Raw genomic sequence first — 13,465 nt, 5'->3', positions numbered from 1 at the left:
GGGTGACTCACCCGGCGACGCCGGTGCCCGTCCGCGTGCCGAACGCGGGCGGGCACCGGCCTTGTGGCGCCCAGGCCGCGACGTCCACGCGGAAGCGTCCGGGGGCCGAGCCGAACTCGCGCTCGAAGGCGTGCGAGAGGGCGTAGGGGGTGCCGTAGCCGACCTGACGGGCGATGACCGCCAGGGGTTCGTCCGTGTCACGGAGGAGGGTGGCCGCGAGGGTCAGGCGCCACCAGGTGAGGTACGCCGTCGGCGGGCGGCCCACCAGAGCGGTGAAGTGGCGGGCAAGGGTGGGCCGGGAGACCCCCACCTCGGCAGCCGGCCGGTCGTTGGTCCAGGGTGCGGCGGGGTCCGAGTGCAGGGCCCGCAGGGCGCCGGCGGTCACCGGGTCGGTCCGCACCGCGGGCCACACGCCCGCTTGTGACCCCGCCCAACTGCGCGCATTGGCCGTACGCCTGCTGCTGGAGGACGCCGCCCACAACTCCATCGCCCCCGGACGCGTCACCGCCCTCGCCCGAGCCCACGACGTCGCCGGCCGCACCGTGCACCGCCGGATCGAAAACGCCCGCGCCAACGGCGGCACCCACGCCCCCGCCGGACAACCGCACTTCGAGTTCACCGAACACCTGCTCACCGTCCTGGCACGCCGGCACGGCAACATCACCCGCACCCACCTGGAGCTGACCGCGGAAGCGAAGACAACACCGGGTAAGCGCAAAGTGCCCTCCCGGGCCACCTTCCACCGCGCCGTGAAACGCCGGCTCAGCCCCGGACGGCTGGCAGGCCTGCGCGGAGGAGAAGCCGCCCGCCGCAGCCACGACGTCTTCGGCAAACGCGAACACTGGCCGCCGACCCCACCCCATCAGGACCGTCACCCCCGGCGACATCCATGCCTTCACCCTGGAACGCGCCGGAAAACCGCTGCCCATCACCAGCAAAGGAGTGCGATGGAGAAAGCGCGACCACCTCGCTCCCTGGATGGTCGGCAAGGGCGGCGAGAAGGCCAACCCGCGCTACATGCCCCACCACGACCACTACGTGGAGCTGTACGAACCGATGACCGGCCAGGACCTCGGCCAAGCCGTCATGGCCAACTAGGCACCCCCGCTCTGCGCCGCGAACTCGACCGCGCCCGGAACTGCGAAGCCGACGAACTGCGCAACCGGCAGAAGGCAGCGAAGAGAAGCCGCAAAGCCCGCTACGCGGCCATCAACAAGGGCCCCACGTACCGGCTGGACGCCATCACCCACGATCACACCCCGCCTGAGTCGGTTGTGCCGCCGGGCTGAGCTTGTGCCCGCTGGGCGGTTCTTCAACCCCGGATGGCACTCTTCCGGGCGCGTACGAAGTAGAAGTCCCATCACTGGCTGTTGAGAAAATCTGTCGCGGTGAGAGTAGACATGGACGTGTGCGGGGGTTAGTGTTTCCTCGTACCCAAGAAGTCGAAGAGGGCACGGCAGAGATGAACTGCCGTGCGAGCAGGTTGAGCAGGATGCGGAACGGCAGTGGAGTGGCGGGGCCGGAAGAGAGTGGGTCCCGTCACTGATTGCCGGGCCGAGCGGCCCCAGGGGCCGCATGCAGTACCCGCGATATCCAGCAGTACAACCGAGTAACCGAATGAGGTAAGGAGCAGACGCCATCAGGATCGCCCGGGCGAGGCAGCACGCCGCTCGGGTACCGCAGGCCCCGGATTGGAAGGTGGTCCCCGGTCACGCATCCGCGATCCCCGCACTTCCGCCCTCCCAGGCGGACCAGCGGAACAAGAAGGCCGGCGCAGTCAGCCGGTAGATGGTGTTGAAAGCTCGGGGCCCGGGTGCCAGTACGGCACTCGGGCCCCTCGACGCGTCCCTAGGGAAGAAGAGGTCTATGCCCCCTCGCAGTACCCGCCCCGTCGACAAGTTCGACGACGATGACTACGCCGCCTACACCATGGGCCGGGCCGCCGAGATGCTCGGCACCACCCCCGCCTTCCTCCGCGCCCTGGGCGAGCACCGCCTGATCACCCCACTGCGCTCCGAAGGCGGCCACCGCCGCTACTCCCGTTACCAGCTGCGCATCGCCGCCCGCGCCCGCGAACTCGTCGACGCCGGCACCCCCATCGAAGCCGCCTGCCGCATCATCATCCTCGAAGACCAACTCGAGGAAGCCCAGCGCATCAACGAGGAACTGCGCACCCGCGGCGCCACCTCGTAACGGCGTCTCGAGACCGACCCGCCTGAGCTGATCACCGCCGCGGGCGTGGTCGAGCAATCCCGCGAGTTCCTTGCCGGTGTAGACGGGGCCGACGAAGACGCCCTCTGCTCGGGCCGGCTCGCGGATGGCTGCTGTGCTTTCGTCGGACGCGACGGTGTACTCATCGCCGATGAAGCGCTGGTCCATGTATTGTTCGAGCACCTCCGGGAACGTCAGGGCGTGCGCGATGAAACCGTCGGGGTGCGCACCACCGGTCCTGACAATGAGGACCTTGTGCCGCTGCGCTTCAAGTTCGGTCGTGCGCACCGCGATGGTGTCGGTGATCCGCGCCGCCTCGTTCGGAGAATGCCATTCGTTGCCGTTGGCGTTGACGAGGTGGGTTCGACGCCCATCGTCTTGTTGAGCAGGTAGTTGCCGCGGAACTCGCCGAGCCCGCCGTGCCGGGGCACGTTGCGCGTCAGAACCAGGGTTGGCGTGATTCCTGTGTTCAGGCGGGCGGCGGCGAACTGTAGCCCCGCGGTGGTCAGATATGCGCCTTGGGTGATGACGTGCGTCACTCCGTTTTTTCGAGAGACCGTCCCAGGGTGAACCCGGCCAGGCGCATCTTGCTCCCGCTGATCGCGCTGGGCCCTGCCAGGTCCTCACGCGTCATGAAGAAGTTGATCCCGTACGCCGCCGACAGGTTGGACAAGGCGTCGAACGGAGTGGGGTAGAACCCGATCCGGCGTCGGGGGAATTTGCTGAGCGCGGCGTCGAACTGCGTGATGTCCATGCGTCTAGAGGTTGTCCCGTATGGGGTGTGAGTTATCCGGTGAGGGCCAGGTCGTGCAACCGGGCAATGCCGTTGGTTCTCGACGATGGAGCTGGTCAAACGCGACTTCCCTGCGTGGTCAGCCGCGCAGGAAGTACAGGACGGTCGTCACCGTGGCGGTCGCCAGGAGGACGCCCCGCAGCAGCCGGGCGGGAAGGCGGCGGGCCAGGTGGGCGCCGGGGAAGCCCCAGCGGTCGCGCCGACCAGCAGGGCGGCCAGGAGCAGGGGAGCGCGCAGTGCGTCCGAGGTGAACAGGAAGAGCACTCCCGAGATGAGGAAGACAGCCGCGAGTTGGGTGATCCGCATCGGGTTGCCGACGGCGGTGTCGAGGCCGATGCTCCACAGGGCCATCATCAGAATGCCTATGGCTCCGCCGAAGTATCCGCCGTACGCGGCGATGAGGAACTGACCGGTCAGGACGGCCCGCGGACTCATGCCGACGGAGCGGCCCGGCACCTGGCTCACCACGCGGGACAGGCGGCGGCCGAGGACTCCGGCGGCGACACCGATCAGCAGGACAAGGGACATCTCGATCACACACCGAGCGTCACTCGCGGGAAGATGTTTTCACAATGCGGAATCATTGCACCCTGGCTCAGGCTGAGCCTTAGCCTGAGCCGATGCGCTACGACCTGAACGACCTACGGCTGTTCCTCCACATCGTCACGGAGGGATCGATCACCGCGGGCGCCCAACGCATGCACCTGAGCCTGCCCTCGGCCAGCGCCCGCGTGCGCGCGCTGGAACACCACGCCGGCGTGGCCCTGCTGATCCGCGGCCGCCGGGGCGTACGGCCCACCCCGGCGGGGGCGACCCTGGCCCGTCACGCGCGCGACGTCCTCGACCGGACCGCCCGACTCGAAAGCGCCGTCGCGAGCTACACCCGGCCCCCGTCCGCGCCGCTGATCCTGCTCGGCGGCGGCTCCGCGATGCACCGGCTCGTGCCGCAGGCCCTGATCTCATTCCTCCGCGCCCACCCAGACACCGACGTCACCGCGTCCGAGAGTCGCACCCCGCAGACCGAGCGGAAACTCGCCGACGGCGAGGCAGACCTGGGTGTCGTCCTGGACGACGGGGCCGGCGGCCGCGGACTGCGCACGGAGCCCCTCGGCGACGACTCCCTCGTCGTCATCGGGCAGGCCGGAGGAATCCTCGCCGGGCGGACCGCGCTCACCTACCGCGAGGCCGCCGAACACCCGCTCGTCGGCCTCGACGCCGACTCCTCGCTGCGCCGCTGGATCGAAAAGCACCTGGGACCCCACGCCCCCGCGGTGCGCCACCGCACCACCGTCACCAACCTCGGCGTCCTCATCGCCCTGGCCGCCGCCGGCGCCGGACTCGCCGTCGTCCCGCGCCGGGCCATCGACCCCCGCCAGAGGCTGGAAGTATGTGAACTCCAGGAGCGCTGGGCCCGCCGCCACCACCTGCTGGCCTGGGGCGTCACAGACCGCGCCGCCTCGACGGCAACCGCGACACTCGCCGAACACCTCCGCCAGGCGGCCCAGTCCGAGTTCCCCGACCGCAGCGCACACGGGGACGACCTCGGTCGCCTGCCCTTCCACGACTGCTGACCGACCGCCTTCGGCTGCCCCGCGGGCATGCCGATCGACTGGATGTGGGGTGACGTCCGATCCGACCGTTGGGGGCGCGGTGGCCGGGCCTGTCCGTGTGCGCGGACTGACCGACCAGGAGGGGCAACGGGCTGCAGCAGATCGTACGCCGGGGCAGTACAAGCTCGGTGCGCTACCGGCGCGCGATGATGCTCCTGGCCTCGGCCGGCGGGAACCGGGTCCCGGTCATCGCCCAACTCGTGGCGGCCGACGAGGACACAGTGCGCGACGTGATCCACCGGTTCAACGAGATCGGCCTGGCCTGGCTGGACCCTAATTCGTTGATAGCAGCGCTGGTTGGCTTTCGAAGTCGATCGGGCTGTTCGACAGCGGGACCGTCACGCCTTCCTGGACCCGGGCCCATGAGGCCTTCACTGAGAGTGGCGGGCGGCTCCACTTCGCTTAGCCGCGGAACGCCGGTGTTGGTGGCCGCGTGGGTGCCGAAGGCATTCCTCAAGCAGACAGGGTCCGCCGAGACCTCAGCCCACAGGGGAGCCCTTCGGCACCTCCGCAGCCATCAACACCGCTCGCCGCGATCACTCGTTGGAGCTCGTGGTACGAGCCCGCCTCACGGTGACCTCTCATACGACCCGAGTCATCGAACCCCGGTCAAGACCGAGGCCCGTGCGGTGCGCTGGTGCCGCGAACGGCTTGTGAGATGTCGGACCGAGAGTCCTGGAATTAGGGAGCCGCGTGGCCCGCATGCGCTCGTGACCAGCGCAGACGACAGTGTCAAGGGGAGGAATGAACTTGATCTACTGCGGGATCGACTGGGCCGAGCACCATCATGACGTCGCCCTCGTCGACGACACCGGCCAGCTCCTGGCCAAGCGCCGCATCAGTGACGATGTGGCCGGCTACCGCCTCCTGCTGGACCTGCTGGCGGAGTACGGCGACACCGAGGACAGGCCGATCCCAGTCGCCATCGAGACGAGCCGCGGCCTGCTGGTTGCCGCTCTGCGGCAGGGCAAGAGGCAGATCTTCGCCGTCAACCCGATGGCCGCCTCACGCTACCGCGACCGGCACAGCGTCAGCCGGAAGAAGTCCGACCCCGGCGACGCCCTCGTCCTGGCGAACATCCTCCGCACCGACATGCACGCCCACCGGTCCCTGCCCAACAACAGCGACCTCTCCCGCGCCATCGCCGTCCTCGCCAGGGCCCAGCAGGACGCGACCTGGAACCGGCAGCAGATCGCCAACCAGCTTCGTTCGCTCCTGCGCGAGTACTACCCTGCCGCCCTGGACGCTTTCTCCGGCTGGGCCAACGGCCTGTGCCGCCCAGAAGCCCGCGAACTGCTCAAGCTCGCCCCCACCCCGACGCTGGCAGCCCGGCTTACCCGCACCCAGCTCCGAATGATCGGCCAGCTCCACCACTGCCTCCAGACCGGCGAACTGTTCGACGAACACATCGCGTTCCCCTCCGAACTGGCCGCAGCCGCTTGACACGTTGGCATCGTGAGATGTCTCGCTGGGCGGGAGGCCGTCCCCGCGATCTCAGCCCTGACGACGAAGACTTCGTCATCCAGACGGCCACCACCCGCCCGACCAAACTCGGCCAGCCCTTCACCCGCTGGTCATTGCGCAAGCTTGCCGCCTACCTGCGGAAAGTCCACGGCGGATCGGGCGTCCGTCCCAGCGGTGGGTTGTCCATGATCGTCGGATCAGGCTGCGGACGGTGATGATCGTGTCCGCGAGGCCGGAGAAGGCGTCGATGACGGTGGCGCTGCGTTCGTAGCAGCGGGCGAGTCGGTGGAAGGCGTTCTGCCAGGCGTGCGTGCGCTCGACGTGCCAACGTCGGATGGCCTGGATCGGTGCTTTCTCACCTTTGTGTGCGATGCGGCCGTGAAGGCCACGTCCGCTGAGCAGAGCGCAGGTTTTGGCCGAGTCGTGGCCGGCGTCCAGGTGCACGGTGACGCCGTCGGGTAACGGCCACCTACCGGCCCGGCGAGCTGGTCCAGTGCGACCTGTGGTTTCCCCAGGCCCACATCCCTCTCGGCTACGGGCAGACCGGCCGCCCGCCGGTGCTGGTGATGGTCTCGGGCTACTCCCGGTTGATCGCCACGCGGATGCTGCCCTCCAGGAGTACCGGGGACCTGATCGATGGCCGCTGGCGGCTGCTGTCGCAGTGGGGGCTGTTCCCCGGATGCCGGTCTGGGACAACGAGGCCGGCGTCGGTCGGGGACGGCCCACGAGCGAGTTCGCCGCCATCGCGGGCCTGCTCGCCACCAGGATGTATTTGTGCCGCCCCCGGGATCCGGGGGGAAAGGGCTGGTGGAGAGGGCGAACGGCTATCGCTTGGGAATGCGGGCCTGCCAGGCCGGCCACCGCGTCGCCTTCGCCACCGCCGCCGAGTGGGTCGACCGGCTCGCCGCCGCCCACCAGGCCGGGAACCTCGCTGCCGAGCTCACCCGCCTGGGCCGCTACCCCCTGATCGTGGTCGACGAGGTGGGCTACATCCCCTTCGGATCGGAGACCGCGAACCTGTTCTTCCAGCTGATCTCAAACCGCTACGAACGCGCGTCCGTGATCGTCACCAGCAACAAGCCCTTCGGACGCTGGGGAGAGGTCTTCGGCGACGAGACCGTGGCCGCCGCCATGATCGACCGTCTCGTCGTCATGGCGGGCGCGCTGCGCGTCATACATGCACTTTGTCTTAAGCCGTGCCTAAGCTGGGCGATATGGGGCCTTGTTGCCGTCGCTGCTTGCGGCGTGCGGCAGACGCCGCAAAAGAACGCCCACACTCTCAGGGGTGACCGTCGTTTGGTCCCCGCAGTATCTCGAGCCAGCTAGAGGTGCAGCTGTGTATCAATGGACGCGGCGCGAGGACGAAAGACTGCTCACGGGGAAGGGTCGCTATGTCGCTGATATCGAAGTGCCGGACTGTCTCGACGCTGTGTTCGTGAGAAGTAAGGTTGGCCACGGTGTGCTGCGCGCGGTCGATTGCAGTGCGGCCCGTGAAGTGCCCGGTGTGGTGGGGGCCTGGTCCGCCGCAGACCTCATGGGCGTGCCCCCGTGTGCTCATGCGGCAGCCAACCTGCAGGACTTGCCTCCGGTTCCGCACACTGTGCTCGCCAAACTGTCCTCGGATGAGGCGGTCGTCGGCCGCGAGTGGCCGGCGCTGGTGAAGGAGCGTGTGCGGTACGCGGGCGAGGCGGTGGCGGTCGTTGTGGGGGAGGATCGGTACCGCGCGGAGGACGGGGCGGCCGAGGTCACCTTCCAGGTGGACCCGCTGCCCGCAATGGTGACGCCGTCCGCGGCTGCCGCAGATTCGACCCTGCTCTTCGAGGGATTGAGCAACATCGTCTTGCAGGGAGAGACCGGCAAGCCCATCGAGGAGAAGGTGTGGCAGGACGCGGCGGCGGTGGTGGAGGGCCGGTACCGCCAGAACCTCCTGATGCCCACGCCGATGGAGTGCAGGACGATCCTCGCCGTCCCGGAGGGCGACCGGCTGACGGTCTGGTCGGGGCACCAGATGCCCCACCGGCTGCGGCGCGAGCTGGCGGCGCTGCTGGGCTGGTCGCAGGAGCAGGTGCGTGTGGTGGTCCCGGACACCGGCGGCGCGTTCGGCTCGAAGAGCGCGTCCTTCCCGGAGTTCGTCGTGGTCGCCTTCCTGGCGGTCAAGCTGCAGCGGCCGGTCCGGTGGATCGAGGACCGCCTGGAATCCATGTTGGTCGCCACGCGAGGCCGAGGCCAGGACCAGCATGCGCGGCTGGCCGCTGACGCCGAGGGTCGGCTGCTCGCTTACGAGCTGCACATCGACGCCGATGTCGGCGCCTACCCGCACCTTGGGGTCGGGCTGCCGATGCAGACCGCGTGGATGGCGACCGGTGCCTACCGTACTCCGCAGGTTCATGCGACCGTCCGCTCGATCCTCACCAACACCATACTCACCTACCCCTATCGTGGTGCCGGGCGGCCGGAGGCGGTGATTGCCCTTGAGCGATGCATGGACCTGATGGCCCGCCGGCTGGATATTGACCCGGCGGATCTGCGGCGCCGCAACTTCATCCCGCCCGAGAGCTTCCCGTACCAGACCCCCACCGGCCGGACCTACGACGGCGGCGAATACGCCCGCGCGCTCGACCTGGCACTGGAGACGGTCGAGTACGACACATGGCGGGCCGAGCAGACCCGGCGCAGAACGGACCCGACCGCTAAGCCGCTGGGCATTGGCCTGTCCTGCTATGTCGAGCGCTCCGGCGGAGAGCCGGGCGGCCTGCACGAGTTCGGCAGTGTCGAGGTCAGCCAGGACGGCACGATCACCGCGCGATGCGGCGCCGCTTCCAGCGGCCAGAGTCACGAGACGGTGTTCCCCGCCCTGGTTGCCAAGACCTTGGGCGTGGACGAGCAACGCGTCCGGCTGATCGAGGGCGACACCGACGAACAGCCCCAGGGCTTGGGCTCCTTCGCCAGCCGAACCGCGCAAGTCGCGGGTGCGATGCTGCAGCACGCCTCCTACCTAGTCATCGAGGAGGCCAAGCAGAGGGCCGCGAACCTGTGGGAGCTGCCCCTGGAGCAGGTGGAGTGGTCCGACGGCACGGTACACGCCGTCCACGACGGCTCGGCCGCCATGGACATCGGCGAGCTGGTCAAGGCGACCGGGCCCCTGCGCGTGGAGGACCGATTCGAGACGGGGATGGCGTTTCCCTTCGGTACCCACGTGGCGGTGGCTGAGGTCGACCCGGAACTCGGCACCGTGCAGCTGCTGAAGGTGGTGGCGGTCGACGACTGCGGTGTGGTGCTCAACCCCGACATCGTCCGTGCACAGGCCCTCGGGTCCGCTCTGCAGGGGATCGGCCAGGCGCTGTACGAGGCCATCCCCTACGACGACGACGGAGTTCCCATGCTGGCCAACGGCCTGCTGGACTACCTGCTGCCGACCTACACCGAGCTGCCACCCATCGAGGTCAAGGACACCTGCACGCCGAGCCCGAGCTCCCCGTTGGGCGCCAAGGGCGCCGGCGAGTCGGGCTGCATCGGCCTGCCGGCCGCGGTCGTCAACGCCGTGGTCGACGCACTCCAGCCGGCCGACTGCGACCTGCTGCAGATGCCGCTCACCCCGGACGTGGTCTGGCGAGCGGCCCAAGCCCCGAAGCGGGAGGAGGCCCGGTGAAGCCCGCTGCCTTCGACTATGTCGTACCTCGCGCAGTGTCCGAGGCCGTCGACGCTCTGGGAAACGGGGGCCGCAAGGCCCAGGTCCTGGCCGGCGGCCAGAGCCTGCTCCTGGAGATGCACCTGGAGCGTATCCGTCCCGACCTGGTCGTCGACATCAACCGCATCCCGGAACTCGACGACATGCAGATCATCGACAACACCCTGCAGGTCGGCGCCCTGATCAGGCACCACGTCTTCGAGTCCACACAGGCCGTGCCAGGCCCACTCGGCTCGTTGCTCTCCCTCGCTGTCGTCAACATCGCCCACCCGCCCATCCGGGCCCGGGGAACCATGGTGGGCAGCTTCGGCTGGGGACACCCCGCGTCCGAGTGGTGCGCCATCGCCATGGCCCTGGACGCCGACATCCAGCTGCAAGGACCCCAAGGCGCCCGTACCGTCGAGGCACGAGACTACTTTCACGGACCCCTCAAGACCGCCCGCCGACCCGGAGAGCTGATCACCTCCGTGCGGTACCCGCTGCTCGCCGAGCACACCGGTGTCGGCTTCATCGAGCACCGGCGCACGCACTTCTGCTTTGCCCAGGTAGCTGTCGCGGCCGTCCTCACCGTGCACGACGGAGTGATCAGCGAAGCACGCATCGGACTGGTCAACTGCGCCGACCGGCCGCTGCGAGCGCACGCCGCGGAGCGGGCTCTGACCGGCGTCGAGATCGGACCACCGATGGACGGGTACCGACTGCCCGAGGACCATCCGTTCACCCGCGCGGGTCGGATCGCCGCGGAGCAGGACGCCGCACCCGTGGCGGAGCCGTACGCCGACCTCGAATACCGGCGGCACGCCATCGCAGTCGTGGCCGCCAGGACACTGTGTCAGGCGGCGAACGACCACCGGTCTCGCATCGGCGGGACCAAGGGAGGCAGCCAATGAAGATCACCCTCATGGTGAACGGCGAGGAGTTCCCGCTCGACGTGGAGCCCCGGCGCATCCTGGCCGACGTGCTGCGGGAGGACTGCCGGCTCACCGGCACCCACCTGGGCTGCGAGCACGGTGTGTGCGGGGCCTGCACCGTGCTCGTGGAAGGTGAGGCGGTGCGGTCCTGCCTGATGCTCGCCGTACAGTGCGACGGCAGCTCGGTCCGCACCGTCGAGGGACTTGCCGGTCCGGACGGCGAACCCAGCGTCCTGCAGCGCGCGTTTTCCGCCGAACACGCGCTGCAGTGCGGCTTCTGCACGCCTGGCTTCCTCATGGCGGCCGCCGGGGCATTGGAAGCCGACCCCACCCTCGCCGACCACCCCGAGCGTGTGGAGCACATCGTCGGATCCAACGTCTGCCGATGCACCGGCTACGAACCCATCCGACGCGCGATCATGCGGGCAGCGCAAGAACAACAGCAGCCCGTGACCTGACCCGTCTCGTGACAACCCCGCCGCCCGGCGGCGTTGAGGAGTAGACATGGCTGTAACGGGAAGCGTCCGCGCCGGAATCATCGACGTCCACGCGCACTGGCTGCCCCGGGAACTGCTCTCCCTCCCGCCGGGCTCCCCTCTGGGCGGCATGAACGACCGTGACGGAGAGCTGTACCTGGGCGACCACCCGCTGTTCTTCCCCACCACGGCAATGACCGACATCGACGCGGTCGTCACCGACACGCTGAAGGTCGGCCTGGGCGCCCGCGCCGTCTCAGCGCCACCCTTCGCCTTCCCCGTCCACGCGCCATCGGAGGCGGACGACTATGTCTCGGCTTACAACGACCGACTCGCGGAAGCTGTCTCCTCCTCTGACGGCACCCTCGTCGGACTCGGCCTGACCCGTGTGGACAACGTGGACGCCGCTCGTCGCGAGATCACGCGCCTCACAGCCATGGAGGGCATCGCGGGTGTCGCCGTCCCGCCCCTGGTCCAGGGGCAGTCCTACGGCGACGGTGTCATGCGCGAGGTACTGGCTGCCGCCGCCGAAGCGGACCTGGCCGTCCTCGTCCACCCGATGCAGTTGCCACGGCCGGAGTGGAAGAACTACTACCTGGTCAACCTCATCGGCAACCCGGTGGAAACCACGACAGCCGTGGCATCGGTAATCCTGAGCGGAGTCATGGAGGAACTACCGGACCTGCGCATCTGCTTCGTCCACGGCGGAGGCTGCGCACCGGCACTGCTCGGCCGGTGGGAACACGGATGGCGGTCACGAGAAGACGTACGCCAGGGGAGCAGCGACCCGCCGACCGATTCGTTCGCCAAGCTGTACTTCGACACGATCACCCACGACCCCCAGGTGCTCAGGCTTCTGACGGACCATGCCACAGCGGATCGAATCCTGTGCGGGAGCGATTATCCCTTCGACATGGCGCAGCCGGACCCTGTGCGCTTCCTTCTGGACCATGGCCTCGACGCCAGGACGCTCGAAGCGAACGGTCGCGCGTTCCTCGGCATCCAAGGGCCTGCCTGAGGGCTCCCCGCTCCCTTTCCTCGGCACCCGGTTGCTCGCGGAGAGACCGATTCCGAGGTGCCCGCAGTAGCGAGGCATCCGAGGTGTGTGATTCCAGAGATGAATGCCTTCACAGCACTGGTCATCGGCGGATCCGTCGGCGGCCTGGCGGCGGCACATGAACTGCGAGCCGTTGGCGCGGAGGTAGCTGTCTACGAGAGATCAGTGGGTAAAACGTCGGCTCGCGGCGCCGGTATCGTCATGCAGCCAGAGGTCGAGGCGCTGCTGAGCCGCCTGGGCGTACCAGCGCAGTCGGTGAGCGTCGAACTGCACGAGCGCCAGCAACTGCACATGCACGGCAAAGCCACGCGCTACGAGGCTCCGCAACTCATGACCGCATGGGACGCCCTCTACCGCGCACTTCGGGAACCCCTCGCCGGAATGTGCTACCGCCTGGACAGCACACTCACTCGCGTACAAGTGGACGGCCACGACGTCACCGCGGAGTTCTCTGACGGGTACACCGCGCGCGGCAATTTCCTGGTGGGCGCCGACGGAATCGGGTCGGCCACCCGCCAACTGCTAGACCCCGCCTCCCGACCGGCGTACGCCGGCTATGTGGCCTGGCGTGGTCTGGAACCCGAATCAGCGATGCCAGGGAATCTCCTGGACCTTCTCTCGGGCCGCTTCACGTCCTTCACGTCGAGCGGAATGCAAATGCTGTGCTACCTGGTTCCCGGGGCCAACGGCGAGCGGGAAGAGGGCTCGCGGCGTGTCAACTGGGTCTGGTACCTCAACGTCCCCGAGCCGAATCTGCCGAAACTCCTCACCGGCCGCTCCGGAAAGCGCTTCGCGAACTTCCTGCCGCCAGGCGAGTTGCTGTCCGAAACCGCAGAGCAGGTCGCCCACCAGGCAGACGCCTCGCTCCCACCGGACCTCGCTGAACTGGTGCGGCTGTCGGACGTCTTCATGCAACCGGTGCTCGACCTCCCCCCTCGACGCATGATGGCCGACCACGCGGCCTTGATCGGCGACGCGGCGGGCACGGTCCGGCCCCACACAGCTTCGGGGACATCCAAGGCGTTCGGCGACGCCGCAGGCCTGGCAACAGCCCTGCGAGGGTGGGCACCGCCGCATCCGCTTCCCGCCACCGAACTTGAAAACTGGGAGGTGCAACGCCTCGACCGCTTGCTCACGTTGTCCGAGATCGGTTTCGAACTGGCGGAGAGATCCACGTTGGGTGCACGTGTGGGCAGCCAGTTCTTCACATCGGATTGACCCCGAAGGCCCCGTACCGAGGAACAACCTGATCCAG

The 13,465-nt window shown here is 68.6% G+C and carries 12 protein-coding genes and 4 pseudogenes; 12 read left to right on the top strand and 4 right to left on the bottom strand.

From position 1 onward, the window contains the following. Positions 1-7: 7 nt before the first annotated feature. Positions 8-439 (bottom strand): annotated as a pseudogene (locus AS97_RS01300) (AraC family transcriptional regulator); the annotation flags it as partial. A gap of 503 nt (positions 440-942) precedes the next feature. Between AS97_RS01300 and AS97_RS01295 the strand changes: the two are divergent. The 3 genes from AS97_RS01295 (at position 943) to AS97_RS01285 (ending at position 2,604) form a co-directional block, all read left to right on the top strand. Continuing rightward, complete coding sequence (locus tag AS97_RS01295) at positions 943-1,098, top strand: hypothetical protein (RefSeq protein ID WP_161500362.1); 156 nt, start codon at positions 943-945, stop codon at positions 1,096-1,098. 768 nt (positions 1,099-1,866) lie between these two features. Beyond that, the gene (locus AS97_RS01290) at positions 1,867-2,193 is read left to right on the top strand and encodes a MerR family transcriptional regulator (protein ID WP_086706868.1); all 327 of its coding nucleotides are present in this window, start codon (positions 1,867-1,869) and stop codon (positions 2,191-2,193) included. A 45-nt stretch (positions 2,194-2,238) separates the two neighbouring features. Further along, positions 2,239-2,604 (top strand): hypothetical protein, encoded by a 366-nt coding sequence (locus tag AS97_RS01285; RefSeq protein ID WP_210564182.1) that lies wholly within the window; start codon positions 2,239-2,241, stop codon positions 2,602-2,604. 142 nt (positions 2,605-2,746) lie between these two features. Here AS97_RS01285 and AS97_RS01280 read toward each other — a convergent pair whose 3' ends face one another. Next, positions 2,747-2,965, bottom strand: coding sequence for a hypothetical protein (locus tag AS97_RS01280; protein ID WP_210564181.1), 219 nt, complete (start codon positions 2,963-2,965; stop codon positions 2,747-2,749). Positions 2,966-3,112: 147 nt separating this feature from the next. Then, on the bottom strand, positions 3,113-3,541 hold the full coding sequence (locus tag AS97_RS01275; RefSeq protein ID WP_330790807.1) for a hypothetical protein: 429 nt from the start codon (positions 3,539-3,541) through the stop codon (positions 3,113-3,115). An 83-nt stretch (positions 3,542-3,624) separates the two neighbouring features. Between AS97_RS01275 and AS97_RS01270 the strand changes: the two genes are divergently transcribed. From AS97_RS01270 to AS97_RS01260, 3 genes and pseudogenes are all read left to right on the top strand, one after another. Continuing rightward, the gene (locus tag AS97_RS01270) at positions 3,625-4,575 is read left to right on the top strand and encodes a LysR family transcriptional regulator (RefSeq protein ID WP_059144053.1); all 951 of its coding nucleotides are present in this window, start codon (positions 3,625-3,627) and stop codon (positions 4,573-4,575) included. 79 nt (positions 4,576-4,654) lie between these two features. Then, positions 4,655-4,889, top strand: a pseudogene (locus AS97_RS01265) (helix-turn-helix domain-containing protein); the annotation flags it as partial. 469 nt (positions 4,890-5,358) lie between these two features. Next, positions 5,359-5,967 (top strand): annotated as a pseudogene (locus tag AS97_RS01260) (IS110 family transposase); the annotation flags it as partial. Between the two features lie 210 nt (positions 5,968-6,177). Here AS97_RS01260 and AS97_RS01255 read toward each other — a convergent pair. Beyond that, positions 6,178-6,543, bottom strand: a pseudogene (locus AS97_RS01255) (transposase); the annotation flags it as partial. A gap of 342 nt (positions 6,544-6,885) precedes the next feature. Between AS97_RS01255 and AS97_RS48415 the strand changes: the two are divergent. From AS97_RS48415 to AS97_RS01220, 6 genes are all read left to right on the top strand, one after another. After that, complete coding sequence (locus tag AS97_RS48415) at positions 6,886-7,404, top strand: ATP-binding protein (RefSeq protein ID WP_282615668.1); 519 nt, start codon at positions 6,886-6,888, stop codon at positions 7,402-7,404. Beyond that, positions 7,364-9,727: a xanthine dehydrogenase family protein molybdopterin-binding subunit gene (locus AS97_RS01240; RefSeq protein ID WP_349017632.1), complete on the top strand. Its 2,364-nt coding sequence runs from the start codon at positions 7,364-7,366 to the stop codon at positions 9,725-9,727. The genes AS97_RS48415 and AS97_RS01240 overlap by 41 nt, the downstream gene beginning before the upstream one ends. Continuing rightward, the gene (locus AS97_RS01235; RefSeq protein WP_125756646.1) at positions 9,724-10,656 is read left to right on the top strand and encodes an FAD binding domain-containing protein; all 933 of its coding nucleotides are present in this window, start codon (positions 9,724-9,726) and stop codon (positions 10,654-10,656) included. Before AS97_RS01240 ends, AS97_RS01235 begins: the two co-directional genes overlap by 4 nt. Then, positions 10,653-11,135 (top strand): (2Fe-2S)-binding protein, encoded by a 483-nt coding sequence (locus tag AS97_RS01230; protein WP_210564180.1) that lies wholly within the window; start codon positions 10,653-10,655, stop codon positions 11,133-11,135. The genes AS97_RS01235 and AS97_RS01230 overlap by 4 nt, the downstream gene beginning before the upstream one ends. 46 nt (positions 11,136-11,181) lie before the next feature. Next, positions 11,182-12,171, top strand: a complete 990-nt coding sequence (locus AS97_RS01225; protein ID WP_059148122.1) for an amidohydrolase family protein — start codon at positions 11,182-11,184, stop codon at positions 12,169-12,171. Between the two features lie 99 nt (positions 12,172-12,270). Continuing rightward, positions 12,271-13,428 carry an FAD-dependent monooxygenase gene (locus tag AS97_RS01220; protein ID WP_210564179.1) on the top strand — a complete coding sequence of 386 codons (1,158 nt, stop codon included), beginning with the start codon at positions 12,271-12,273 and terminating at the stop codon, positions 13,426-13,428. The last annotated feature ends 37 nt before the right edge of the window (positions 13,429-13,465 follow it).

The organism is Streptomyces sp. AgN23 (genome assembly GCF_001598115.1).
GTDB lineage: Bacteria > Actinomycetota > Actinomycetes > Streptomycetales > Streptomycetaceae > Streptomyces > Streptomyces antimycoticus.
The sequence above is the reverse complement of the archived record's forward strand: the minus strand, read 5'-3'. Positions and strand labels throughout refer to the sequence as shown.